This window comes from Lacticaseibacillus hulanensis (genome assembly GCF_004010095.1).
Taxonomy (GTDB): Bacteria; Bacillota; Bacilli; order Lactobacillales; family Lactobacillaceae; genus Lacticaseibacillus; species Lacticaseibacillus hulanensis.
This window is the reverse complement of record NZ_RRYD01000002.1, coordinates 74,789-100,771: the sequence shown is the minus strand read 5'-3', so window position 1 is coordinate 100,771 and position 25,983 is coordinate 74,789. Positions and strand designations below refer to the sequence as shown.

Below are 25,983 nucleotides of genomic sequence, written 5' to 3'. Positions count from 1 at the left end.
CAGAACAAGTTGGAGAACCTTCCAAACAAGTCTACAGTTGCTTCTGATAGTCGTGATCAGAGCAGTGAAGTTAAGAGTAACCAGGATCAGAACAAGTTGGAGAACCTTCCCAACAAGTCTACAGTTGCTTCTGATAGTCGTGATCAGAGCAGTGAAGTTAAGAGTAACCAGGACCAGAACAAGTTGGAGAACCTTCCAAACAAGTCTACGGTTGCTTCTGATGAAGCTAAGAGTAACCAGGATCAGAACAAGTTGGAGAACCTTCCCAACAAGTCTACAGTTGCTTCTGATAGTCGTGATCAGAGCAGTGAAGTTAAGAGTAACCAGGATCAGAACAAGTTGGAGAACCTTCCCAACAAGTCTACAGTTGCTTCTGATAGTCGTGATCAGAGCAGTGAAGTTAAGAGTAACCAGGACCAGAACAAGATGGAGAACCTTCCCAACAAGTCCACGGAAGCTTCTAACGCAGCCAAGGACGCAGCCCTTGCAGAACTTGGCAAGAAGACTGACGAAGGAACTCCAGCTAATACTGGTGACAACACGCCAGAGAAGACCGACGACAACACACCTGCTAATGGTGGTGAAGGTACCCAGACACCAGCTCCTAAGGCAACCAAGGCAGCTCCTAAGGCTTCCAGCAACAAGGCTCTTACTCAGACTGGTAACTCTGTCAACACCGGTGCTACCGTAGTCGGTGCAATCGCCGCAATGGGCGCACTGTTTGGCCTGGCTGGCACTTCCCTCAAGAAGCGCAACGCCTAAGCTTAACTAAGCTCAATTTAGAAGCATCCCAGCAATGGGGTGCTTCTTTTTTTGCGCATAATTGCCTTATCGAGTATACACGCGTCTCCGCGCAGGCCCTCTCGGCGTAATCCTCAACTCCAATCACTCCGCAGTAACCCGCGGCATGGGCAATACTCATGCGTTATTTTTCACATTCCCACCAATTTCCCGGTATAATTTTTAGGTTACTGAAAATTTGGAGGGAAAAATAATGTGGATTGTTACGTTGCTAATCTTTGGTGGATTGGTAATTTCTTTATTGCTTGCAAAACGTTTTAGGCAATTTCGGGTTAATATCTTGATTGCCAGCTTTGCGCTAATCTTGTTTGCGGCGGTAATTGTTTAAGTCAATGATAGTGGATTCAACTATGCTGCGACATCGGCGTCATCTTCGGACGCGACGGACGACAGTGAAGACAGCAGCGACGGTACGGATGAGGAGGCCGACTGGGACGATGAGGATGATGATTATACCGATGATTCATCATCGTCAGACGACACCGACGCCGTTGCAGCGGCAGACACCGATGACGACACCGACACGGAAGAAGCAGCCACCAGCGAGTCAACCGAGTCTGTTGAGACCGACGATGAGACCGTGGTGTCCTCGTCATCAAGCTCCGTCGCGAGCAGTTCTTACCGGAGCAGCTCCAGCTCGTATTCGCATACACGCGAGACCACGCACAACCCGGCGCGGGCCGGCAGTAACTCCGGCAGTCGCCACTACGCCTACAAGCCCGTGCCGCACACCGGCCAGAGCCAGACGGTCTACGTTAATGCTCGCATCCCAGGGCGCTACCACAAGGATCCGAACTGCCGCGGGCTCCAGCGCTACGGTGGTGGTACGGCCATGACCCTGGCCCAGGCGCAACAACAGGGCTACGTTGCTCTTTGCACTTACGAACGCTATGACAACTAGCTTGGGCCTTGCGTAGCCGCCAAAAGCGCCGTTGCTCAACGGAAAAGTGGCGCTTTTGCGGATTTGATACAGGTAAAATTTACAAATATGCGAATGAAACCCGTGGAACCACTGCTACTAAGGCAATCGCGGTTTTTTCTGCGCATATCTAGATATATTGCCTGTCTCGAATCCGCAAAAAGGCGAGATTTCCGTTTTGTCTCGCGCTGCCGGCGGGAACCAAAGCTTACCGCGTCTTCCGCTCGCCACCGCGTAACTGCAGCTTCTCGGTGCTTCCGGCTACCAGCGTGGCCAGCGCACGGGTAGCGCCGGCTGTGGATTAACGCCGCAACTGCCGGCTGATTGATAAAAAATTTCCCTCGGTTTTAGATTTCGTGTAAACTGTTATAAGGAATGCTCGGCGCAGTTGTCGCGGCGGGCACATTACGGATAAAGGATCATCAACCAATGTAAGATAATGAATTCATTAAACAGTGAGCACTAATACAATTTCGTCGCCCCAATCCGCATGCGTGCGTAGTTCGGCGGCGGCACCGAAAGGAAAATTATGGATAAGAAACAATTAGCGGCGGAAGTTGCCAAGCGGCGCACGTTCGCCATCATCAGTCACCCTGACGCGGGGAAAACGACCATCACCGAGCAGCTCCTGTTGTTCGGCGGCGTCATCCGGGAAGCCGGTACCGTTAAGGGGAAGAAGTCCGGTCACTTTGCGAAGTCCGACTGGATGGCCATCGAAAAGCAGCGTGGGATCTCCGTTACCAGTTCCGTCCTGCAGTTCGACTACCACGGCAAGCGAATCAACATCCTGGACACCCCGGGGCACGAAGACTTCTCTGAAGACACGTACCGCACGCTCATGGCCGTTGACGCTGCCGTCATGGTAATCGACTCGGCCAAGGGGATTGAAGCCCAGACCAAGAAGCTATTCAAGGTCGTTAAGCAGCGCGGGATTCCCATCTTCACCTTCATGAACAAGCTGGACCGCGACGGCCGCGAGCCGCTCGACCTGATTGCGGAGCTGGAAGAATTGCTCGGCATCGAAGGTTACGCGATGAACTGGCCAATTGGCTCTGGTAAAGTCCTGGAAGGCCTCTACGACCGTAAAAACAAGCGGATTGAACGTTACCGGCCCGCAACCGAGGCTGAACGTTTTGCCCCACTTGATGCGGACGGCAAGTTGCCCGCCAGCGACCCTATCGCCAAGGAGAGTACCTACCGCGCAGCGCTGGACGACATTGAACTGCTCAACGACGCGGGGAACGAGTTCGACCTCGGCAAGGTCATGCGCGGGGATCAGACCCCCGTGTTCTTCGGCTCCGCGCTGACGAACTTCGGGGTGGAAACATTCCTCGAAAGCTTCGTGGACCTGGCCCCAGAGCCAAGCGCCAAGAAGACGGTGGATGGCACCGAGGTTCAGCCAAATAATGACCGTTTCTCCGGCTTTGTCTTCAAAATCCAGGCGAACATGAACCCGGCGCACCGTGACCGCATCGCGTTCGTTCGGATTGTCTCCGGTGAGTTCGAGCGGGGTATGGACGTGACGCTCCAGCGGACGGGCAAGACGATTCGGCTGTCCAACTCCACGGAGTTCATGGCGGATTCGCGGGAAACGGTGAACACGGCCGTGGCCGGGGACATCGTCGGGCTGTACGACACGGGGAACTTCCAGATTGGCGACACGATTTTCGCCGGGAAAGGCTCGCTTGAGTTCGAGCCGCTACCCCAGTTCACGCCAGAACTGTTCATGCGCGTGACGGCGAAGAACGTGATGAAGCAGAAGAGCTTCCACAAGGGTATGCAGCAGCTGGTGCAAGAAGGCGCCGTGCAGCTGTACCGGACCTACAGCACGAACGAGTACATCTTGGGCGCTGTTGGTCAGCTGCAGTTCGAAGTCTTCAAGTTCCGGATGCAGAACGAATACAATTCGGAAGTGGAAATGACGACGATTGGTAGCCGGACGGCCCGCTGGATTGATCCCGACCAGCTCGACGAGAAGATGTCTTCCGGCCGGAACCTGCTGGTCAAGGATATCCACGACCAGCCACTGTTTTTGTTCGAGAACGCCTTCGCACTTCGGTGGTTCCAGGACAAGTACCCGGACGTGAAACTGACAGCAAAACTATAATCACAATGCAGGGCGGTCGCCGCGACTTCGAGGAGGAGTTGCGGGGGCTGGCCTGTTTTTGTTTTTAAGTATATGTGGCAAAATTCGCTCGCTATGGCCGGACTAATTCCGAAAGCTTCGGGATTCACGTGCACAAATGCAACAAATAAAGTTATAAGCAAAGAATGATTCGTAGATAACAATTTGTAATAATAATGAAACTAAAACCTTTCTGCAAATTGACCGCGCTTACGACAACACTTGTTGCCGAACTGAATTTTGGCAAAAAGGAGCACAATACCGCTCAACGGCGGGAATCTTGGGGCGTATATGCATATTTACAATAACCCAGATAATGTATTAAGCATGTAACCGACCCTAAAAAGTAACATGCTAGGCTATTCTCGAATGGGGCATATTGTGGTTAAATTGGAAGGTATTAAACTTACGCTAAGACTGTAGAGTTACCTTAATCTTCGCGTGAACATTCCGTGGGGAATCGCAATACATACTAATTAGGTGGGAGTTTCTTAATGGATAATGTAATTGAACTAACACGGCTCTGGAACATCATTAAGCGGAGTTTCGTGTGGATGATTGTGCTGGGAATTATTGGCGGCGTGGCAGCTTATGGGGTTGCCAAATTCGCATTGACACCCAAATACGCATCATCTGTTGCGCTACTGGTTAACCGCAATAGCGATAGCACAGCAAATACTGGTGCTGAATACGCAAACCAGCAGGCTGACGTCCAAATGATTAACACATACAAGGACATCATCACTAAGCCGGTTATTTTGAAGCAGGTTGCAAAGAACTTAACCAGCCCACAAAAGGTGCTGGTTAAGAAGGCAGTACCAGCAAAGACTGAACGTAAATGGAACACAAATAAGCTTCGATATGAAACAGTGACGGTAAAGAAGGCCAAACCAGCAAAGTACAAGCTGGTTCCGGCGAAGTACACATCGATTGATGAAGACAGGTTGGCGGACGAAATTGCAATCACCAACGAGACCAATTCACAGGTGTTCACGGTGACGGTCACTGATACCAGTGCAACCCGTGCCAAGAACATTGCTAACGAAATTGCGACGGTGTTCAAGAAAGACATTGTTGAGATGATGAGTGTCAAGAACGTGTCGGTCGTTTCTAAAGCATCAGTTGATGACACACCAGTCTCACCGAAAACGAGGATTATTGCACTTGCTGGCTTTGTGCTTGGAGTGCTAATTGCATTTGTCTGGGGCACTATTCGGGAACTTACGGATCGGGCAGTTAAGTCCATTGACTTCTTGACCGATGAACTCGGACTGGTCAACTTGGGTGTGGTTAGTTTCGTGTACAAGATGCATAAGCGCTCACACGAAACATCTGGTGTGAAACCCGCAACAAGCAAGGTTGAAGATGGGTTGAGCCGAATCAGTCGCCGTTCAAAGCGCGTTTAGGAGGTGCCGAAAATGTTCTGGAATAAGAAAAACAAAGAATCAGACGAAAGTATCACAAACGGTGTCCGCCTAGTTACGTACCACGAACCGAAGAACGTGGTTTCTGAACAACTACGGACTGTGCGCACGAATATAGAGTTTGCGGGTGCAGCCCTCGATCAACTGCAGGTCGTGATGTTCACCTCTGCAGAAATGTCTGACGGTAAGTCAACGGTTTCCTCTAACGTGGCTGTTACATGGGCACAGGCAGGGAAAAAGGTGCTTCTGGTCGATGCTGATTTGCGGCGTCCCACAGTTCATTTAACTTTTAATCAGTTAAATACTGCTGGATTATCAACGGTTCTTGCGACCAGTAAAAAGCCTGAAGAAGCCGTTAAGGAAACAATGGTTGAAAACCTGAGTGTAATGACTTCTGGACCAGTGCCACCTAATCCTGCTGAATTGCTGGGTTCTAAGCACATGAAGGTATTCCTAGCTTGGGCCCGTGCTAATTACGATATTGTGATTCTGGATGCTCCGCCTGTGCTGGCGGTTGCTGATGTGCAAGTCACCTTGCCTGAGGTCGATGGTGTGGTCCTCGTTGTACGGATGGAAAAGACGCTTAGAGGTAACATCGCCCGAACTGTGGAAGTTCTTAAGATGTCAGAGACGCCGATTCTCGGAGTTGTGGAACGGGTTAAGAACAGTAAGGGTGACCGTGGTTATGGATATGGATACGGTTATGGATACGGCTATGGCAACTAAGATAAAAAGTAATGTAGCTTTTCTGAGTTTTTTATACAAATTTGAGCGGTCATCGATGCTTCTTAAATAGATAGAATTGTTTTTTACTCATAATCGACTCGTTTATGCTAATATTTATATAAAAGCAGGAATTTTATGCGACAACTTATCCGGAAAATGATAGGCTGACAGCTGTCTAAGCGAAATAGTAGTTACAATAATTAAATAAAGCGAATGTATTGATGCTGCCCTTTTTATTAAGACAAAAGGGTTCTCCGCGAAACATGAGTAAGTTGGTGAAAAAAATTGACGGACATGAATCCAGAGATTTCTATAATTGTTCCGGTGTACAATGATGAAAAGTATTTGGATGAATTATGTAACGATATAATGAATCAAAGCTTCACTATATTTGAAGTTATTTTCGTTGATGATGGGTCAACGGATAATTCATTAGCTGAATTAAAAAAGCATTCAAGTGATAAGCGGGTTAGAATAATATCTCAGAAGAATAAAGGACAGGCTGATGCTAGGAGTACTGGGATTAAAGCGTCGAGAGGCAAATATGTTACGTTTTGTGATGCAGATGATCGGCTTGAAATAAATTGGTTGGAATCTATGATTTATGGCATGAAGCCTGGTGTTGACATATCAGTAGTGGGCTATGACGTTTTCCGCGATAATCTCTCTGATTCAAAAAGTGGGCCGGTATTTATAGATCATGTTGATTATGGTGAAAACATTGTACAGGAGTGGCTTGAGGATTACCAATTTCAGGGTTTCCTGTGGAATAAAATGTTTAATAAAAAAATGTTCGAGAATGTCAATCTAGTCCCTGGGTTTAATTGGCTTGAGGATGTCTATATACTTAATCAAATTGTCGTAAAGGCTGAGGCGGTCTCTTTTTCAAGCCAGATTGTTTATCATTACAGACAACGATCCAACAGCAGTATGCAAACCAAATTTGATAATCAACGTGAGATAGCATATTGGACTTTGAAGGAGCAATTTAATGAGATTGGAGAGGAGTATAAAAACCTTAATAAACAGGTGGTTTGGAGAAATGTTCTAAACTCATTAATGGCAATCTCTTCAATAAGTTTTCACAATCAAAATCTGTATAAGGACGTAATTGCTGATTTTAGAAAGTATATCCAGAGTGAAAAAAATTGGATATATATAAAAAGCAAGCGTGGACATCGTATGCTAAAATGCTTCTTGTCAATAATGAGAATATTCGGATTCACGTTACCACTATTAAAATTGCGAAGGATATTGTTATACCGTATAAAGGAATGATTGGGAGAAAATGATGAGTAGCAAGCGTCTAAAAATTTTTTCAATGTTTTTTGCAATATATATATTTTTGAGTATTGTTCTTCAAACTAGCACCCTATCATCAGTTATTCCGGGTAACTGGGTCAACGCAGTACAGGTTACTCTACAATCATATCTAATGTGCGTGCTTGTGATGGGAATTATACTAGGGCGAAAGTATAACTTAACTTTCATAATGACGTTTATCGCATTGATGATGCTGGCGATTCTTATTTCGATAAAAACCGGTTATTATAGTGTGATAACGAGCATATTAGCAATGATGGCTGGGTATTATGTGATTGACATGCGAATCTTTGTAAGAAGGTCGTTCATTGCACGAGCGATCGGTAGCATTACGGTTATTTGTTTGTATATATTCGGTGTTATACCTACAGCAAGTTCCTTTAGGAATAATGGTATGATGCGAAATTCTCTAGGCTTTTTCCATCCCAATTTTCTGGGAGCAATGTTATTAGCATTGTCATTGGAATTTGTTTTTATAAAATGGAACAATCTTAAGAAGATTCATACATTGTTTCCGATAGTTTGCTTGCTGGTTGCAAACTTTGTAGCAGATTCCAGGGGTGCAGTAGTTGGGTTAAGTATTCTCACCATTGCATGCTTTTGCAAAGCTTGGTTCATAAAGCTTTTTGACAAAAGTTTAGGAAGACTATTAATAATATGTGTAATTCCAATGATTTTTGCTTTGTCTTGGTTATTGATGATTCATTTTGACTTTCAGAACAAATGGTTAGTATACCTCGATCATTTGTTGTCTTTAAGATTATCATTTGGTAATTCTGCTTATTTAACTTTTGGGCAGCATTTATTTGGTAGTGAAATTGGAAACACCGTACAACTAGGAATTGGTCAAATAGTGAATGGATATGGGACTATCGTCTTGGATAATGCATATATGAGTTTACTTATGAGGGAAGGAATAATATATGCACTGTTGTATGCCGCCTTCTTTGAATTAGTGATATTTAAATCGGTTCAGAAAAAAAATTGGGATTTAGTATTAATGCTAGTTATTTTCGCGGCATACGGTTTTTTTGAAGTTTCTGCAACTAACGTTTTATACAATGTGTTTTTCCTTTCCATCGGAATGGTGGCTAATAATAATCAATATTTAATAAAGGATCTTGGTAAAGGAGAATTAACATGATAACATTTTCAATTATAGTTCCGATGTATAATTCTGAAAAAACTTTGCCTCGATTAATTAATAGCATAACGGAGTGTAATGAAACAGAGGGTATAGAACTTATTTTTGTTGATGACGGCTCCAATGACGACAGTGTGGAGACTGTAAAAAGAATGTGTAATTCAAAAATATCATTCCAGATTATAAGTCAGACACACGAATTTCAGTCCGCGGCAAGAAATAAAGGCATTTGCGTGGCAAAGGGAAAATTCATACTATTTTGTGACAGTGACGATGAATACGCATCAGGTTTTTTTGATGAATTAAGGAAAGCAAGTTTTGAAAAAAAATTGGTTTGGTGGAATATTGAAAAAAAGTATAACCGTTTTTGCGAGGTCGAAAAACCATCTTTTCTAAAATCATTGTCAGGTAACGAAAAAAAAGACGTTATGGTTAATCGATATTTAACTCAGAATAACGAGTCAGATGTTGGTTTGTGGAACAAAAGATTTGATAAAAAGGTTATACAGGATAACGGCATTAGATTTGAAAATGGAAATTTTTTTGAGGACAGTCTTTTTATTTTAAAATACCTTTTGGTCATAGAAGCAAAGGAAATCGTCTCTATAAATAAAGTTGGTTATTATCTGTACCGGAATAATGTATCTACTACACAGGAGTATAACCCGCAAATTAGTATACTGGCTCGAGATTATATTAGAAAAACTAGTCAAGTTCTGGAAATACATGGAATACCGAACAAAACGAGTTTTAGAGCATTTGAGGACAGGACTATGATACACGTTATTCATCACTTTATTAAGTATGATCCAGATTTTTCAGTTACCTGGTTGAGACAGTATGCTAAGTCTAGACTTTTCTGGGGGGGATTTTTTAAGCTCCCACCTAATTATGTATTTGCCTTGTGTGGTCTAAAATTGTTGCCGTCGTTTTACGTGTTTTTATATAAGAGGAAATTCAATTGACACATAGTACTTTGGTAGTTCTACCGTATCTCTCTGGTCATGGTGGAACGGAGACAGTCATCAATGAATGGCAAAACTATTTCCGTACTAATAATGACCAGGAGATATTGTTTGTTGCACCAACAGGGGCAAAAGATAAACAGTGGCTCAGTAACCAAAACAACGTTATTTTCAATGATACGTTCAAAAATAAATTTTTACGTGAAGTTTCTGGCATTATGTTTCTGTTATTCGTTATTAGGAAGATTAAGCCTGCTAATGTCATTGTTTTAAGTACTAAACTACTGGATATTGTTACTTTTTTTAGAAAATGGACACGTATTAAATTTAAAGTCACTACTTGGCTACATTTTTCTTTGTATAAGGGTACGGGGTTTAACTTAAAAAATATTAAGTATGCTGATTATCATTTATGTATTAGTAGTGGCATAAAAAAAGAATTGTTGTCACTGGGGATATCCTCAGAAAAAATTTTCGTCATTGGTAATCCATTAAAAAGAACGAATCAGCTGATTGAGGACAGTAAAGACATTGTCACTTTTCTGTATGTAGGAAGAGTGATGCTGGACGGGCAAAAAAATCTTAGAGATTTGTTTACGGCCCTTAATGATGTCACCGGTAAGTGGAGACTTGATATTATAGGTGATGCTCCAACCGTTGAATTGAAAAAGGTTAAGGACTATGTAAATAAAACACCGTATTCAGAAAGGGTTAATTTTTTTGGATGGAAATTGGACCCCTGGCGTGAAGTTTCGAATATTAGTGCAGTCGTGCTTACCTCGAAATATGAAGGGTTTGGAATGTCTTTAGCGGAGGGGTGTGCCAGAGGTGTCCCGTGTATTTCTGCAGATTGTCCTGTTGGGCCAAGTGATATCGTAAAAGATGGAAAGAATGGATATCTCTACAACCCAAGTGATCTTTCGAGGTTGGTTAAAATTTTACAAATGTTTGTTGACCGTAAAGTCGTTTTTGACCGAAATTATGTTAAACAGACAGTTAACGAATACTATTTACCAAAATATTTCAGCAGGCTTACCACAATTTTAGATAGAATAAATTTGGAGAATGAATAACTTGAAGAGCATTATTTTAGTAGCAACCCATAAGAAAGCCCCAGTACCCTCAAGCAATCTGTATTTGCCAGTTGTTGTTGGAGCGAATAAAAATGCAGTCGAGTTAAACAGGGATTTTGCCAGAGACAATAGTGGAATGAATATTTCAGATAAAAACCCATACTACAACGAGCTAACCGCTATCTATTGGGCGTGGAAAAATCTTGATGATTATGATTGGATTGGACTTGTTCACTACAGAAGATATTTTATTGGAACAGAGTACGATCATGATTTGCAGACAAAAATACTCAGTTCGGTAGATTTAGAAAAGTATACTTCTGAGTTTGATATTATTCTTCCTAAGCCACGTAACTATTTCATTGAGAGCAATTATTCACATTACGTTCATGCTCATCATAGAGAGCCTATTGAGGAAACAAAAAGAATAATACAACAGTATTATCCTCAATTGCTAGATTCGTTCAATAATGTTCTTAACAATACCAAGGCACATATGTTTAATATGTTCATTATGAAGAAATCAGACTTTGATAGATATTGTACTTTTATGTTTGATGTTCTTAGTAAACTAGAAACCAGAATAGATACTGCGGGGTATAGTACCTACGAGTTACGGGTATATGGTTTTATTTCAGAACTGTTTTTAGATACGTGGATTAATAATGAGCATAAAAAGCATCCTCTGAAAGTGTTGGAATTACCAGTTAAGTTCACTGAGCATCAAAATTGGGTAATAAAAGGTGCTCACTTTTTAAAGCGTAAGTTTATGCCAGAGTATTAGAATATAATTGGTGATTGCTATTAGGTAAGAAAGATATGACTATTTAGTCGTTGATTCTGGACCCTAGGGCGCATGAGGCAGCAAAGCAAAATAAAAGGTCGTTTCTGATTTAAAAACGTGAACATGTTGTCGGTAACATTTATACACATACGGAACATGGTGTTACGGTACCTGGTTTTTGCGCACATATATTCCATACTGATAATAAGAAAATTTTGGATTATATTCGTAACTTTGTTGACTTAAATGGATATCAGAATCAAGTAATTGCAAATTACAAGGGTGAGCTCTACAATTGACCGTTCAATACGAATACGTTCTATGAAATGTGGGGAATAAGAACACCGATTAGGCAAGAACAAAGATTGATGATTAAAGGCAGGCAGCTTTAGGAGACCTAAATTGAAGCGGCCCGCGGAACTTGGAAGAACAGGCAATCTCGCTTATTGGTAATGACATATACGAAAAATTCATTAAAGGCTACACTAAAGAGCAATGGGATCGTAAAGCCCCTGAGCTGCCAGCTTTAATTGTTGGACTTTTACCGGGGCGATTAACATTTGGTAATAAATATTTTAACCATTGGTACCAGGGTGTTCCTGTTGACGGGTACACACAAATTTTTGACAAATTACTTGATAGTCCGCTTGTTAATGTTAGAATGATTGGAATTTTTTTGAAAAAAAGGTTGAATATCTCGCAATCTTTTCAAAGATTATTTACGATTGTTATGTGGTATAACTTTTTGTTGTTGTCAAAAGATAGCGTCAAGGGTAGGCACAGAGTTTATGTATTGTTAGTTTCTTTCGAAGTATAGTGAGCAAGGATTTGATCAGTATTGGGTTAATCCATTGGGTTAAGCCGCGGCTTATATTTTCGTCTCTTATTTGTTTCGAAGAAATAAAGAGGCAAAGTCATAATCTGCAAAAATCTCAAACTTATACGCTTTCGACAATAAGTATATTACTTTTACAATGTGATTAATTAAAATCCGCGATTGAGGAGAAATGTTATGAAAAATAATCGTACAGAAGGTAAAAAAAGCATAACTGCATCAATTGTTGTTCCAGTCTTCAACGTTGAATCAGAGTTAGAGGAGTTACTGAATCAAATTGATTTTAATTATTTTAAATCGTTCGAATTAATTTTTGTTGATGATGGTTCAACAGATAATTCGAGTGATATTCTTCGTGATTTTGCCGCAACATATCCAGAAGAAAATTTACAGGTTATTGTTAAACGTAATGGCGGTCTTAGTTCGGCTAGAAACATTGGTCTAGAAAAAGCTAGCGGGGTGTATGTATGGTTTGTAGATGCTGATGATTTGTTAAATGTATCGCAACTTAACAACATAATTGAGGTACTTAGTAGAGAAAAACCAGACATTTTACAATTTAATTACACACAATTCAATGATGCCAGCAATATGACCATGGATTACTATAGTCAACTTAAGTATACGCACCTTAGTTCTCAAGAATTCGCAAGTAAGTTAGTCAAACAAGAATTTGGAAATTTTGCGTGGGCACATATTGTAAAACGTACTATATATATTGACAATAATATTCGCTTTCCTGAAGGCGTGGACTTTGAAGATATTGCGACTACATACAGATTGTGTTGTAACAGTGAGTCAATTATATATACGGATATGGTCCTCTACTACTATCGTCAAAGATCTGGTTCGATCATGAGGACACCTAATATAAAAAGTATGCGGGATTTACTTATAGTTGCTAGCATGATAGAGCACGATAAACAAACTAATATTTTACAAAGTGACAAGCAAGGATTAGTGGAAATGGTTTTGTCTACTGCAATAAATAGGACCTTCGAGGGTGCACAAAATTCTGAAGTCAAGCGAATCAGAAAACAAGGCGAAAAAATGTACTTATTCAGTGATTTTGAAAACGTAAAGTATCGGAGACGTAAAATAATAATTAAAAAAGTATTAATTAAACTTACAGTTTATGATTTTGTAAAACGTGTCAAGTTGTTCGTTGGGAGGACACCGGCATGATTAGAAAATTTAAACGGTTAGTACATGTTCTTGATGTTTTGTTTAAGGTTATATTTGTAAAAAAGCCTAAAATTATTTATTTTGGGGCGGCAACGTATGGCAATCTTGGGGATTTAGCAATTACTATTGCTAGCCTTAGTTTTCTTTCTGAAAATTCAGACAAATATGTGTTGTGTGTTAACGACTTACAGTCTATCAAAATTTCAAAACTTATCAAACCATTCGTTCACAAGAGCGATATTGTTGTTTTTCAGGGGGGAGGGAATTTTGGACGTATTTATCCTATTATTGAAAAAGAGAGAGAGGACGTTTTTTTAACACTGGGAGATAGACAGTGTAAGTTGATTCAGATGCCCACTTCAGCAGATTTTTGTGGATATGGTGGCCTTGAAAGTGAAATCAGAGTCACCAAGAAGGCTATGAAGAATGTAGATATCTTTGTGCGCGAATCTAGGTCGCAAAACGAGTTAAACAAACTTTCCTTTGGGAAGTCGGTTACATTGGTACCTGATATAGTTTTTTCAATGGTTGGACATCTCCAAATTGATAAAACTAACAATCTTACCAAGACGACGACAAACATTTTGATGATTAAACGAAACGACATTGAATCAATGCAAGATGGAATGATAAATGAATTAGAGGCCATATTTAATAAAAGCAATGATTTCAACATACGGACTAGTGATACGGTGGTAAAGGAGTCTGCAGGGGAGTTTGACACTAATGTCAAAAGAAATCGGGCTATTAAAAGTATGGTTGATGAAATCCAGTCGGCTGACATTGTTGTTACGGATCGTTTGCATGGAATGATACTCTCACTTGTATCAGATGTACCAGTTATTGTTTTTGATAATGCAACGCACAAGATTAGATATACGGTTCGAGATTGGCTAAGGGATAGTGATTTTATCTACTATATCGACAACGATAGTTCATTGAATCTAAGTGAGCTATCAGACTGGATTCAATCAAAAAAGCATATTCAGAGGTTTGATGAAGAGTTTATAGAACTGCGCGAAATTTTGCAGTAGCGAGAAGGAGCCAGACAGGATGAAATCTGGAAGATTGATTATACGAAATGCGACATCTGGTGCAGTAATGCAAGTTCTTAAAATTGTAATCAATTTTTTAGTAAGAACGCTGTTTATACGAACACTTGGTGAGTCAGCTCTTGGACTGAATGGATTATTTACAAACATGTTAAATTTACTATCGCTGACAGAGCTGGGTTTTGGGGCAGCGATAGTTACTCATATGTACAAACCACTTGCACATGGAGATGATAATCGAGTTCTTGTCTTAATGAGAATATATAAGACTATATATTTAAGCGTTGGTTTTATATTGATGCTTATCGGTAGTATATTGATGGTCGGTATACCCATAATAACAAGATCATATCACGGGCCGCTGAATGTCCAAGTGATTTTTGCTTTGTATCTGGCTAACGTTGTTCTGTCATATCTGTTAGGTTATAAAACATCTGTTCTGAATGCTGACCAGCGATCTTATGTGGTAAACAATTCGTACAGCATGATGTTTTTAATACAGTCATTCTTACAGGCCGTAATACTTCTATTTTTCAAAAACTTTTATTTATACTTGATTATAGCTATATTTGGAACCGTTTTTCAGAATGTTTACGTGCGTGTGTATGTTGGAAAACGTTATCCCTTCCTGAAAAGAATTTCTGGATTTGCTTCCAGACAAGACATAATGAGTGTCACTGATTACGTTAAACCGTTACTTGTTTACCAGGTTAGTGGTGTTGTTAATAATTCTACAGATAGTATTGTTATTTCACAATTTCTGTCTGTCGCTGTAGTCGGCAGATACTCTAATTATATGATGGTTGTTGCAGCATTATCGTCTTTGATGAATTCTATAGTATCTGGTATAACTTCAACGATTGGAAATGTTGCCAGCACTAAGCCTGAACGACTGTTTGGAAGTTTTAAAAAGATGTTCAACATGATTGCGGTAATTAGCCTTTTTGTGGCTCTGTGTTTAAGCGCGCTGCTCTCTCCATTTGTCACAATTTGGCTTGGCAGTAAATACGTTTTTGATTGGAAAGTTAGCGCGATGTTTTCTCTTACATTGTATGTTAATTTGATGGGGCTAGCAGGAATGGTTTTTCGTGAGGCAACTGGTTCTTTTGTATACAGGCAGTATCTCCCAGTAGTTTCTGTAATAATTAACCTCGCGTTTTCGATGCTGCTAGTTAATGTAGTAGGTGTAGGGGGTGTTCTGGTGGGAACAGTTGTCTCAAGACTTGCCACTTATACTTGGAATGATCCAAATGTGCTTTTTAAACAACACTTTGCAAAATCTTCAGGAAAATTTCTTAAAAAATTATACTTTGAAATTTCAATGGTTGCTGTACTAATTTTTACGGTGGCGCGGGTTACAAGTGTATTTGCTTATTCGGTCGGTGGTTTCTTAGTATTGGGCATGATTGTAGTGCTATGTGCTTTGGCTGTGGCGATTACTCGTTGGGTAATTCGTTACTGATTAGGGCAGCGTATCTACTTAATTGTGATTGTGCTTACTATTAATACTTTTAGACGTTCACTATGTATTACGGGGCTTGTCATTATCAATTTAGATTATATTTCGAAGTCTGTGGATATGCAATGAGACATTAATTGCTTCATTTACTTTGGATTGTTAGGATGGCTTTTATGGAAGTTAGCGTGATTGTGCCTGTGTACAATGCCTAATATTATATTGATAATATAACTGGCGATTTACGAGAACAGTCTTAGCAGTCAGCCGAGTTTATAATTGTTGACGATTATTTTGCTGATAATAGTCTTGAAAAAATCAATTCATCTCTAAACAAGCTAAAAGACTCTAGGTTCCGTCTAGTTCATCAAGAAAACTTGGGTGTTGCTTCTGCCCGTAACCAAGCTCTTTCTAGGCTGAGGTCAAATATGTGTTTATTGCAAACAGTGATGTTAGATTTAAGCGTAATATGCTAAGGAGACTACACAATTGCAATACAGTATCATAAATCGTGCATTGATTTTTCCCATTCATGCGCAGGACTTACGTTGGAGGGAAACTTAAATTCGATTTCACTTTTATAGACTACAGAAAGTTGGACAGTAATTAGCCTATTGATAAGGCTGGTCTTTTACATTTAATATTCAATTTCAAATTAAAGGTTATCCTTTTAGATATATTTCAAGAAGTAATTTTTAAGGGATATAATTCGTTTAGGAAAGATTTTAGCTTTGTGTAAGATTTATTGGTTTTGCTAGAAGACATTTCGAATAAATAAGTACTTCGCGCCTTTATAAACAAGAATAGCGGGTATGTATATGTGAATAGAGATAGTAGTGCACTTAACAAAAAAACGTTGAGCAAATTGAATATTTGATTGCTCAGTTACGACGCATTAGCAAGTCAAACTTTAATCTAACAAAACAGTTTCGATTGAGGATTTCATTTTGCTTGTTGATGCATTCAAGATTTTAGTTGTGAATAATGATTACAATAACAACAAGAAACTTATGCTCCAGCTATGCAGAGAGTATCTCAGTTACACTAATGCCCATTATGTCTATGCTAAGACGGTTGCTGCTAATACTGTGAGCTTTAATTAAATATGGAGGAGAAATATAATTTTGAAAAGAAATAGTTATGAATACTTAATTGTAGGTGCGGGTTCGTATGGAGCTATTTTTGCTTACGAGGCCGCCAAACGTGGTAAGCGTTCATTATTAATCGAAAAGCGCGAACACATTGGTGGTAACATGTACACCCACACAGAGCACGGTATCACTGTGCATGACTTTGGTGATCACATTTTCCATACAGACAACAAAGAAATTTGGGACTACATTCGCAAGTTTGCGGAGTTTAACGGTTACCAAAATCAGGTTGTCGCTAATTACAAGGGCGAACTTTACAACTTGCCATTCAACATGAATACCTTCTATGAAATGTGGGGTACAAAAACTCCCGCCGAGGCTAAGGCCAAGATTGAAGAACAGAAGAAAGCAGCTCTGGGTAATTTGAATGGCCGTGGTCCGAAAAATTTGGAGGAACAGGCTATTTCCTTGATTGGTACCGATATTTACGAGAAGCTGATTAAGGGCTACACAGAAAAGCAGTGGGGTCGTAAAGCAACCGAACTTCCGGCGTTTATTATCAAACGGTTGCCAGTACGGTTTATCTTTGACAACAACTACTTCAACCATCGTTACCAGGGTATTCCAGTTGGTGGTTACACTCAGATTTTTGATAAGTTACTTGATAGCCCATTAATCGACGTTAAGACCGGCGAGGACTTCTTTGCCCACAAAGACGAGTATTTGGCTAAGTTCCCGAAGGTTATTTACACGGGCATGATTGATCAGTTCTTCGATTACAAGTATGGCGAACTCGAATACCGTTCTCTTCGCTTTGAGACGAAGAAGGTCGACGAGGAAAATGTCCAAGGTAACGCGGTGATCAACTACACCGATGCTGAGACACCATTCACGCGTCAGATGGAGTGGAAGCACTTTGATGGCCTGTCAGACGATGGCGTGTCGGTAATTACTCGTGAGTACCCGCAGCAGTGGGACCGGAACAAGGAAGCCTACTACCCAGTTAACGACGAGAAGAACACTGAAATTTACCGTAAGTATGCACGTGAGGCGCATGCTGCATACCCTAACGTTGTCTTTGGTGGCCGCCTAGGTCAGTATCGTTACTACGACATGGATCAGGTCATGATTGCGGCTTTGAACCTTGTGCGGCGTGAGTTTGATATCAGCAAAGACTTCAACTTCGCCCATGATGAGGAACACTAGCAGGTAACTGCAATGACGGTTTTAGTTCTCGGTGGTTCCGGTTATATCGGCTACCATACCGTTGAACGCTTGGTGGACAACGGGTACGACGGCACGGTGTCCGATAATATGCTGATTGATCACAAGTAGGTTGTACTTTGCTAACAATCTTATGGTGGGAGCAGTACGTAGTTTTGAAAGAAAAATTTGCTTTCTTCTAACAAACTTATTATAAGGGTTTTAAACGGGTTAAGTTAATAAGACACGATGAAGGCTAATATTATTTTTAGGAAAGTGATTTAATAAAGATTATGGATATAAAAACGGAAAACAGTCATTCAAGAAATGGCACGATAGATATTTTGCGGGTCGTTTTTGCACTATTAATTATTATGATTCACTACAACGGAGGGGAAAAGCTACTAAGTATATTAGCAAATACCGTTGGAAGACTTGGTGTCCCCTTTTTCTTTTTAGTTAGTGGATTTTTCTTTTTTAGAAAAAAATACAGGCAAAAAACATTTTCCATTAGTGAAATTTGGAAGTTTTCTAGAAAGACCTTTTTCCTTTGGCTTATTTGTTCAATCTTTCTTAGCTATCACCCATTTTTCGTAAATTCACCTAAAAATGTTTTTTTGAATTGTTTCGTAGTCTGTGGGGCTTAAACATTTCTGCAGGCGCCCTATGGTACTTAATTGCTGCTGTCGAGGGTTTATTCATTGTTAGCTATGTTTCCTCTAAATTTGGTCGTCTAGGAATAATAATGGCTTTCTCAGTTTGCTCCATTGTTTGTCTCTTGAGCACTTCTTATGGATCATTGTTGAACTTTTCACCGTTGCTTCGTTCGATATTTGATTCAAGTTTGTTTCAAAACAGTTTCTTTGCTGCGATTGTATGGTATTGCGTCGCAATATATTTAGTGAATCATCAAAACCTATTTCCCCGCTTTGCACGACCGTACGTTATACTTGGCGTTGTTGTTTTATGGGGAGCAGAATTCATTCTGGTAAAAGTGTTTAATCTTTCTATCGCAACTGATTTTTTTGTTTTTTTGGTACCTGTTGCAATTTCAGTTTTCTCGTGGTCCAGTACTCATAGTGTGATTTTAAAAAAGTCAACAATCGATTTTTTAACTCAATTTTCGTTATACTTATACGTTTTGCAGACATTGGCTGCTGATATTGTACGATTTCTACTTCATCAGCCTCAGGATAGTATAGATGGGTTATTGCTGTACTTTTTGGTTGTTATTGTGGACTCTATCATTTCGTGTACTGTTCTCTTTGTTTCATGAAAGATGAAAGCAGTGTTTTTTAGAAAGGATGTTAATTAATATGGCGGTATTAGTTCTCGGTGGCGCCGGCTACATTGGCTCCCACGCGGTTGATCGCCTGCTGGACAACGGTTATGACGTGGCAGTGGTCGACAACCTGGTTACCGGACACAAGGAGGCCGTGCGCAAGGAAGCACGCCTGCACATCGGTGACGTTCGCGACAAGGAATTCTTGCGCAAGGTCTTCACTGAAGAAAACGTTGAGGGTGTCGTGCACTTTGCCGCCTTTTCCGTTGTTCCAGAAAGCATGAAGGACCCGCTCAAGTACTTTGACAACAACACTGGTGGGATGATCACGCTGCTGGAAGTCATGCACGAGTTCAACGTCTCGAACATCGTCTTCTCCTCCACCGCCGCAACGTACGGTGAACCGAAGCAGATTCCAATTAAGGAAACCGACCCCCAGATTCCAACGAACCCATACGGCGAAAGCAAGCTGGCCATGGAAAAAATCATGCACTGGTCCGATGTAGCTTACGGCATTAAGTTCGTTGCCCTGCGCTACTTCAACGTCGCAGGTGCTAAGCCGGATGGTTCGATTGGTGAAGATCACAATCCTGAAACCCACCTGATTCCAATCATCCTGCAAGTTGCTGCCGGCAAGCGCGACAAACTGCAAATTTTCGGCAGTGATTACCCAACCAAGGACGGCACCAATGTTCGCGATTACGTGCACGTCGTTGACCTGGCTGACGCCCACATTTTGGCGCTCAAGTACCTGGCAGCTGGTAACGACAGCAACGCCTTCAACTTGGGCTCCGCAACTGGCTTTTCCAACCTGGAAATCCTGGAAGCAGCTCGCCGCGCAACGGGCAAGGAAATCCCAGCCGTAATGGCACCCCGGCGCCCCGGCGACCCTTCAACGCTCATTGCCGCATCTGACAAGGCCCGCGACATTCTGGGCTGGAAGCCGCAATACGATGACGTGGAGAAGATTATTGCTAGTGCGTGGAACTGGCACGAGAAGCATCCAAACGGGTACAGCAAAACAGTCAAATATTAGCAGTTATCCCGAGTACGTAATGAGCGTGTTCGGGATTTTTGCGGTCAAAGTGCCTGTTTCTGCACATGAGTTTTGCAACATTAATGAAATTATTGGAGCAGTGTTTTGTGGAATAATTAGCTAAGGTTAAATTATACATAATTTTTGGGGGATGAATTTTTGAAAGTACGTAAAGCAGTTATTCCGGCAGCCGGTCTAGGAACACGGTTCTTGCCAGCAACCAAGGCGTTAGCAAAAGAGATGTTGCCAATTGTCGACAAGCCGACCATCCAGTTTATCGTTGAGGAAGCCAAGGCATCCGGCATCGAGGATATTTTGATTATTGAAGGTAAGTCAAAGCGTTCCATTGAAGACCACTTTGACTCAGCACCGGAGCTGGAACAGAATCTTGCAGCGAAGGGCAAGCAGACCATGCTGGACATGGTACACGAGACTACTGACATTGGTGTGAACTTGTTCTACGTTCGTCAGCCTCATCCGCTGGGTCTCGGCGACGCGGTCGGTATGGCGAAGTCGTTCGTCGCTGACGAGCCCTTTGTGGTCATGCTTGGTGATGATTTGATGCGAGATAAGGTGCCGCTGACGCAACAGTTGATTAATGATTACAACCAGACGAAGAGCTCCATTCTTGCCGTTAAGCGCGTACCCCACGAGGAAGTGGGCGCGTACGGTGTGATTGCCCCTAGTGGTGAAGTGCAGGACGGCCTGTACAACGTTGATAGCTTCGTTGAAAAGCCGTCGCCAGAAGCTGCTCCTAGTGATTTAGCTATCATTGGAAGATATTTATTAACTCCCGAAATTTTTGGAATTTTAGATCAGCACAAGATTGGCAAGGGCGGTGAGGTTCAACTTACTGATGCCATCGATGAACTGAACAAAACCCAGCGTGTTTTCGCTCGTGAGTTTATGGGCGAGCGGTTCGATGTTGGAAATAAGTTCGGATTCGTTAAGACTACAATCGAGTATGGTTTAAGACATCCGGAAGTAAAGGATGAGCTGAGGAAGTACATTATTGAGCTGGGAAAGTTATTATAGTATGAGCGGATGTTCGGTGAAAAGAGGATTGAGTTGAAAAGTGTTTGGAAATGTAGTGCAGTGCTCGCACTCTGTATAGGTCTATTTTGGTTTATTGGTAAAGCTAGCACACCTACTAGTTTGAAGGGCTCATGGCAGGATACCGAGGGCGTGTACTGGGTATTTAAGGGTTGGGGTCATGGTCGGGTTTATGCTGGGCATAGTGATGATGAAATGGTTCATCATGGTTATTATGATAATGGTGACATCTATGACTATGCTGATGATGACTCGTCAAGAGATGACAACACAATTAACTTCACTTATCATTTGGCAAATGGACAGCTAAAAATAGAGTTTGATGATGATGTTCCTATGTATGGAGAGTGGGGTGATGATGATGAATTATCTGGTACAAGCTTCACTGGCGAATTAGCCGAGGAAGGTAAGGTTATTTACGGAGGGGCGACTGGCGTTCCAGATGTATCCATATATAAAGATAACTAAACTTAGATTTATTTGGTAAACCTAATTCCGCTTGTAATTTTTGGGTAGAACATAATCTAATAATGGTAGTGACGATTGATAAATTATGTATTTCAGACGGCGAAATTGGTTAATGCTATAAATAGAATATAAAACAAATCTAAAATATATGGTATGCTACAATCTGCAAAAATAAGAAAGGAGGTTCTATATGGGATTTAATCCGAACTCTCAAATGAATAGCACGGTGAGGAATATTGTTAGTCACCGTGAGAAAAGTGAAAAGATATATAAAAATCAGATTGAGCGAAACCAAGCAAAGAAAGACAAAGCTAAGTTTGAATCAGGGCATAGGCCAGTTGCTGATGATGGCGATTCGGGTGACATGCAGTAAGTATCCACTAACCGACTAGCCGCATTGTACCAGCAAGGTATAACCTTTATTCAGTCATAAGCTGAGATTGGTCAACCGAATTTGTCGGCGAACGAATCTTAGGTTCTAGGTTTGTCAAATAAAAAAGCCTCCAGCATACATTCATAGTGAGATTTGTAATCTCACTATGAATGTATGCTGGAGGCTTATATAATCGGTTTTGTTACGGAATCACGTAACCACGCAATAACACGCCCTCTATAATTGCCGCTGACGTTGCGGTGCAAACACCTAATTAATTATGATGAGGTGTTTTTTTGGCTACTATTCAAGACATTGTCCAAGTTAAAATGGATTAACGTAGGGACACACAGGCGACAGCTATTAGCAAGACTTTTCAAATGAAGTTGGACGACAACAAAACTCTGGTGGTTTATATCCGTATCAACGGGTACATCCTAGACGCTGTCTAAAAGGCGGTGTTTAACAATGCTCATTGATGTACGCCAGCTACATGGCATCTATCTGTTCTGGGATAATACCGACTTACATCGCTGAATCGATGGCTTAGCGGCTGTTGTCACAGAACAATACGAACTCGACCCCTATAGTAAATCGCCGTTTATGTTTTGCGGCACACATAAGGATTGGTTCAAGGCTTTTTTGGGAAGGAGATGGGTTCCTACTTCTGTACAAAGGCATTGAAAATGGGCGTATCCAGTTTCCTAACGATCAGAATGAGGTGAAACGACTGATGATGGCCACGACGTCGTCCACCTGTTGCCAGGTTTTCGGCCACTCGTGTCATCAAATCGTCCAGTCCGGCCAAGGAATCGACCACTAGTACCAAATCCGGTTCTATTATGTGTTGTTTACCTCCTGTATACTTTGTTCACGCGCTAGTAAGCGCGTACAAAATATGCAGGAGGTTTTGTGTATGGCAATACACTATCGCAGCATCCTTGAGCTGCATGACCAAGGTAAGAGTCAACGAGATATCGCGGCAATTACTGGGAATTCTAGGGACAAGATTCGCGAGGTAATCAAGCGTGCTGAAAGCCACGAATTAAAGCCACCGCTGGATTCTTCAGTGAGCGATGAATCGCTTGGAAAGTTGTTGTTTCCAGAGCTTAAACCTGAGTCAAAGGGACGTCAGCTACCAGATTATGACTATGTTCATAAGGAACTTGCGAAGCCCAATGTCACCTTGTCACTGCTTTATTATGAATATGAGCAACAGTGTCGTCAGGCTGATGCAGTTCCGTACAGCTATCGGACCTTTTGTCGAAGCTACATAGAGTTTGCTCAACAATTCAAAGCTACGATGCGTATCAAGCGCAAGCCTGGGGAACTGATGGAAGTTGACTGGGCTGGTTCAACATTGCATCTGCAAGATCGTGATACTGGCGAGGCAGTAACTGCCTATCTCTTTTTGGCTGTACTGCCAAGCAGTCAGTATTCGTATTGTGAGGCAACGTTGAGTATGACGATGCCAGACTGGCTTCAATGTCATGTTCACGCATATAGCTACTTTGGCGGCGTTACTGAGGTGCTTGTCTCCGATAACCTGAAAGTTGGAGTGACGAAGCATAAACGAAATCAAGTGGTGTTAAACCCAATGTATCGCGACTTAGCTGAGCACTATGGCACAGTTGTGATGCCAGCACGTGTACGCACACCTAAAGACAAAGCGACTGTAGAAGGCAGCGTCGGGACGCTTTCGACGTGGGTCATCGCAGCATTGCGTAATGAGACCTTTTTCACCCTCGGAGAATTGAACAAAGCCGTCGGCATTAAACTGGCAGAGTTTAATCGACGGCCCTATACGAAGAAACATAAGCAGTGCAAGAACCGAGAAGAAGGATTTGAAACAGAAGAACGCTTCGCGTTACATCCACTTCCGAGCACAGCGTTTGAGATGGCGTCCTGGCAGACCGCCATCGTACAACCAGATTACCACATTTGTGTAAATCAGATGTTCTATTCAGTCCCCTTCCAGTACATTAGCAATCAAGTCGACGTGCGGCTCACTGACAAACTTGTCGAAATCTATTACAAAGATGCGCGCCTAGCGGTGCATGTACGACTCACAGGAGCAGTTGGGCAGTTCTCAACTCAGCCTGATCACATGCCAGACGGACATCGGCTATTCTTAACCCACACGGTTGAGAGCAGCCGCACTTGGGCTGAGTCAATAGGCACAGGGGCGCAGCAGGTCGTGGCGTACCTCCTAAAGTCATCACGCGCAGAACGGCAAGCGCTCAGCGCAACATTACGGTTAGAGAAGCTGGCCCGGAAATATGGCGATGAAGCCTTAGAGCAAGCTTGCGAAGACGTGATGCGTATTGCCAGCGCACCAACGGTGCGAGTGATTGAGCGCATGCTTATCAATAGCGTTGCACGACACGCAACAAAGACTAAAAACACAGAGCGAGAAGACTATGGCTTCACTCGTGGAGCCGACTATTTTGGGAGGGCTACTGATGGATCAAGAAACGACTAGGATGTTATACGAGATGCGCCTAAGTTCAATGGTGGAAGCTGTAAACGCACAGAATACCAGTGAAAATTGCCAGGGTATGAATTTCGATGAGCGCTTCAAATTAATCGTAGCAAATGCCTACGCTGCAAGACAGACCAACAAGTTGGAACGCCTGATCAAGCAAGCCGACTTCTCAACGGTCGCACCATCAATTGGCAATATTGATTACCTGCCGGATCGACATCTTGACCGTCATCTCATTACCGAGCTTGCGACCGGGACGTACATCAAACAACACCACAATTTAATCATCATGGGCGCATCAGGGAACGGGAAGACGTGGTTGGCGACTGCACTCGGCATTGAGGCTTGTCGCCAATTTCATAAGGTCAAGTACATCCGGTTGCCGGAGTTGCTGGATGACCTACTGATTGCTAAACATGAAGCAAACGGTGATTTTCAGAAATTGCTTGAGCGCTATCGCAAGGTTGACCTTCTCATCGTGGATGAATGGTTACTGACTGACGTGTCCCTAGAGCAATCTCAATTCCTGCTCGAACTGGTTGAATGTCGACTTCAATCAGCATCGACAATCTACTGTTCTCAATTTGATCCCAAAGGCTGGCATAACAAGTTCAACAACGCTCAGATTGCCGATGCCATTCTTGACCGAATCGTTCATGATTCGTATCGAATCGTGATTGAAGGCGAGCGCTCAATGCGTGAACGATACGGGATCGGAGGCCGCCATGATTAACGAAGAGGTACAGCGGCGGATCGCCAGCTACTACATGGAAAGTACCATGAGCGAAGACGAGTATAACGAACTGGAAAGTGCTCTGGTCGATAAGATCTGGGAAACAGACGAACGGGTCACAAATAATGAGCTTGTGTGAATCGGTATAAAGCTGATCAATGATCTGCTTATCCGGCGTGAAAACCACCGTCAAGAATAGAAACGAGAGCGTCCCTACGATTGCATTGGATATGATGCCGTCATAGGGACGTTATTGATTGGACTGATTTATGGCCGAAGTGGACGATTTCTTGACACGAGTGGGCGAAAACTTGGCAGAGCCGGACGATTTCGATGTCCGCCTTCAACGACTACACGCCAAAACCGAAAGGAACAATTCTAATTGCTTGGTGAATTGACGAAAATGGTTACTGAGTTGAGCATAATTTTTAACACTTATGTCATAAA

24 protein-coding genes and 1 pseudogene are annotated in these 25,983 nt (G+C 42.1%); all 25 read left to right on the top strand.

The window, feature by feature from the left end; all coding sequences use genetic code 11:
- Positions 1 to 762, top strand: a 762-nt coding sequence (locus EKN00_RS10795) for a hypothetical protein (RefSeq protein ID WP_421825363.1), incomplete at its 5' end; no start/stop codon positions are given.
- A 622-nt stretch (positions 763 to 1,384) separates the two neighbouring features.
- Complete coding sequence (locus tag EKN00_RS01320; protein WP_127848333.1) at positions 1,385 to 1,702, top strand: hypothetical protein; 318 nt, start codon at positions 1,385 to 1,387, stop codon at positions 1,700 to 1,702.
- Positions 1,703 to 2,249: 547 nt separating this feature from the next.
- Positions 2,250 to 3,827 (top strand): peptide chain release factor 3, encoded by a 1,578-nt coding sequence (locus EKN00_RS01315; RefSeq protein WP_127848332.1) that lies wholly within the window; start codon positions 2,250 to 2,252, stop codon positions 3,825 to 3,827.
- A gap of 512 nt (positions 3,828 to 4,339) precedes the next feature.
- Complete coding sequence (locus EKN00_RS01310) at positions 4,340 to 5,251, top strand: YveK family protein (protein WP_127848331.1); 912 nt, start codon at positions 4,340 to 4,342, stop codon at positions 5,249 to 5,251.
- A 12-nt stretch (positions 5,252 to 5,263) separates the two neighbouring features.
- Positions 5,264 to 5,995 carry a CpsD/CapB family tyrosine-protein kinase gene (locus EKN00_RS01305; protein WP_127848330.1) on the top strand — a complete coding sequence of 244 codons (732 nt, stop codon included), beginning with the start codon at positions 5,264 to 5,266 and terminating at the stop codon, positions 5,993 to 5,995.
- Between the two features lie 294 nt (positions 5,996 to 6,289).
- On the top strand, positions 6,290 to 7,273 hold the full coding sequence (locus EKN00_RS01300; RefSeq protein WP_241559437.1) for a glycosyltransferase family 2 protein: 984 nt from the start codon (positions 6,290 to 6,292) through the stop codon (positions 7,271 to 7,273).
- A gap of 13 nt (positions 7,274 to 7,286) precedes the next feature.
- Complete coding sequence (locus tag EKN00_RS01295) at positions 7,287 to 8,462, top strand: hypothetical protein (protein ID WP_127848328.1); 1,176 nt, start codon at positions 7,287 to 7,289, stop codon at positions 8,460 to 8,462.
- Positions 8,459 to 9,427, top strand: coding sequence for a glycosyltransferase (locus EKN00_RS01290; protein WP_127848327.1), 969 nt, complete (start codon positions 8,459 to 8,461; stop codon positions 9,425 to 9,427). The genes EKN00_RS01295 and EKN00_RS01290 overlap by 4 nt, the downstream gene beginning before the upstream one ends.
- Complete coding sequence (locus EKN00_RS01285) at positions 9,424 to 10,500, top strand: glycosyltransferase (protein ID WP_127848326.1); 1,077 nt, start codon at positions 9,424 to 9,426, stop codon at positions 10,498 to 10,500. Before EKN00_RS01290 ends, EKN00_RS01285 begins: the two co-directional genes overlap by 4 nt.
- Before the next feature lies 1 nt (position 10,501).
- Positions 10,502 to 11,284, top strand: a complete 783-nt coding sequence (locus EKN00_RS01280; RefSeq protein WP_206611254.1) for a DUF4422 domain-containing protein — start codon at positions 10,502 to 10,504, stop codon at positions 11,282 to 11,284.
- Between the two features lie 421 nt (positions 11,285 to 11,705).
- Positions 11,706 to 12,101, top strand: coding sequence for a UDP-galactopyranose mutase (locus tag EKN00_RS11135; protein WP_421825362.1), 396 nt, complete (start codon positions 11,706 to 11,708; stop codon positions 12,099 to 12,101).
- Between the two features lie 195 nt (positions 12,102 to 12,296).
- Positions 12,297 to 13,304 carry a glycosyltransferase gene (locus EKN00_RS01270; RefSeq protein WP_127848324.1) on the top strand — a complete coding sequence of 336 codons (1,008 nt, stop codon included), beginning with the start codon at positions 12,297 to 12,299 and terminating at the stop codon, positions 13,302 to 13,304.
- Positions 13,301 to 14,338 (top strand): polysaccharide pyruvyl transferase family protein, encoded by a 1,038-nt coding sequence (locus EKN00_RS01265; protein WP_127848323.1) that lies wholly within the window; start codon positions 13,301 to 13,303, stop codon positions 14,336 to 14,338. The genes EKN00_RS01270 and EKN00_RS01265 overlap by 4 nt, the downstream gene beginning before the upstream one ends.
- Before the next feature lie 19 nt (positions 14,339 to 14,357).
- Positions 14,358 to 15,818 carry a lipopolysaccharide biosynthesis protein gene (locus tag EKN00_RS01260; protein WP_127848322.1) on the top strand — a complete coding sequence of 487 codons (1,461 nt, stop codon included), beginning with the start codon at positions 14,358 to 14,360 and terminating at the stop codon, positions 15,816 to 15,818.
- 269 nt (positions 15,819 to 16,087) lie between these two features.
- On the top strand, positions 16,088 to 16,288 hold the full coding sequence (locus EKN00_RS11130; protein WP_127848340.1) for a glycosyltransferase family A protein: 201 nt from the start codon (positions 16,088 to 16,090) through the stop codon (positions 16,286 to 16,288).
- A gap of 648 nt (positions 16,289 to 16,936) precedes the next feature.
- Positions 16,937 to 18,109, top strand: a complete 1,173-nt coding sequence (glf, locus tag EKN00_RS01250; protein WP_241559435.1) for a UDP-galactopyranose mutase — start codon at positions 16,937 to 16,939, stop codon at positions 18,107 to 18,109.
- A 12-nt stretch (positions 18,110 to 18,121) separates the two neighbouring features.
- Positions 18,122 to 18,235, top strand: a pseudogene (locus tag EKN00_RS01245) (NAD-dependent epimerase/dehydratase family protein); the annotation flags it as partial.
- Positions 18,236 to 18,399: 164 nt separating this feature from the next.
- On the top strand, positions 18,400 to 18,753 hold the full coding sequence (locus EKN00_RS11125; protein WP_421825361.1) for an acyltransferase family protein: 354 nt from the start codon (positions 18,400 to 18,402) through the stop codon (positions 18,751 to 18,753).
- Positions 18,754 to 19,422: 669 nt separating this feature from the next.
- The gene (galE, locus tag EKN00_RS01240; RefSeq protein ID WP_127848319.1) at positions 19,423 to 20,424 is read left to right on the top strand and encodes a UDP-glucose 4-epimerase GalE; all 1,002 of its coding nucleotides are present in this window, start codon (positions 19,423 to 19,425) and stop codon (positions 20,422 to 20,424) included.
- Between the two features lie 159 nt (positions 20,425 to 20,583).
- On the top strand, positions 20,584 to 21,459 hold the full coding sequence (gene galU / locus EKN00_RS01235; RefSeq protein ID WP_127848318.1) for a UTP--glucose-1-phosphate uridylyltransferase GalU: 876 nt from the start codon (positions 20,584 to 20,586) through the stop codon (positions 21,457 to 21,459).
- Between the two features lie 33 nt (positions 21,460 to 21,492).
- On the top strand, positions 21,493 to 21,945 hold the full coding sequence (locus EKN00_RS01230; RefSeq protein WP_127848317.1) for a hypothetical protein: 453 nt from the start codon (positions 21,493 to 21,495) through the stop codon (positions 21,943 to 21,945).
- Between the two features lie 190 nt (positions 21,946 to 22,135).
- Positions 22,136 to 22,318, top strand: a complete 183-nt coding sequence (locus EKN00_RS01225) for a hypothetical protein (protein WP_127848316.1) — start codon at positions 22,136 to 22,138, stop codon at positions 22,316 to 22,318.
- Positions 22,319 to 23,234: 916 nt separating this feature from the next.
- Positions 23,235 to 24,800: an IS21 family transposase gene (gene istA, locus EKN00_RS01215; protein ID WP_127848315.1), complete on the top strand. Its 1,566-nt coding sequence runs from the start codon at positions 23,235 to 23,237 to the stop codon at positions 24,798 to 24,800.
- Entirely contained in the window at positions 24,778 to 25,536 is a 759-nt protein-coding gene (istB, locus tag EKN00_RS01210) for an IS21-like element helper ATPase IstB (RefSeq protein WP_127848339.1), read from the top strand. The genes istA and istB overlap by 23 nt, the downstream gene beginning before the upstream one ends.
- A complete protein-coding gene (locus EKN00_RS10790; protein ID WP_164847981.1) occupies positions 25,529 to 25,675 on the top strand; it encodes a hypothetical protein in 147 nt (48 codons plus the stop codon). Before istB ends, EKN00_RS10790 begins: the two co-directional genes overlap by 8 nt.
- The last annotated feature ends 308 nt before the right edge of the window (positions 25,676 to 25,983 follow it).

Coding starts and splice junctions, on each gene's coding strand:
- EKN00_RS01295 (WP_127848328.1), top strand. CDS start 7,287: ATGAGTAGCAAGCGTCTAAAAATTTTTTCAATGTTTTTTGCAATATAT.
- EKN00_RS01300 (WP_241559437.1), top strand. CDS start 6,290: ATGAATCCAGAGATTTCTATAATTGTTCCGGTGTACAATGATGAAAAG.
- EKN00_RS01310 (WP_127848331.1), top strand. CDS start 4,340: ATGGATAATGTAATTGAACTAACACGGCTCTGGAACATCATTAAGCGG.
- EKN00_RS01270 (WP_127848324.1), top strand. CDS start 12,297: ATGAAAAATAATCGTACAGAAGGTAAAAAAAGCATAACTGCATCAATT.
- EKN00_RS01315 (WP_127848332.1), top strand. CDS start 2,250: ATGGATAAGAAACAATTAGCGGCGGAAGTTGCCAAGCGGCGCACGTTC.
- EKN00_RS01305 (WP_127848330.1), top strand. CDS start 5,264: ATGTTCTGGAATAAGAAAAACAAAGAATCAGACGAAAGTATCACAAAC.
- EKN00_RS10790 (WP_164847981.1), top strand. CDS start 25,529: ATGATTAACGAAGAGGTACAGCGGCGGATCGCCAGCTACTACATGGAA.
- EKN00_RS11125 (WP_421825361.1), top strand. CDS start 18,400: ATGGATATAAAAACGGAAAACAGTCATTCAAGAAATGGCACGATAGAT.
- EKN00_RS01265 (WP_127848323.1), top strand. CDS start 13,301: ATGATTAGAAAATTTAAACGGTTAGTACATGTTCTTGATGTTTTGTTT.
- galE (WP_127848319.1), top strand. CDS start 19,423: ATGGCGGTATTAGTTCTCGGTGGCGCCGGCTACATTGGCTCCCACGCG.
- istA (WP_127848315.1), top strand. CDS start 23,235: ATGGCAATACACTATCGCAGCATCCTTGAGCTGCATGACCAAGGTAAG.
- EKN00_RS01225 (WP_127848316.1), top strand. CDS start 22,136: ATGGGATTTAATCCGAACTCTCAAATGAATAGCACGGTGAGGAATATT.
- EKN00_RS01290 (WP_127848327.1), top strand. CDS start 8,459: ATGATAACATTTTCAATTATAGTTCCGATGTATAATTCTGAAAAAACT.
- EKN00_RS01260 (WP_127848322.1), top strand. CDS start 14,358: ATGAAATCTGGAAGATTGATTATACGAAATGCGACATCTGGTGCAGTA.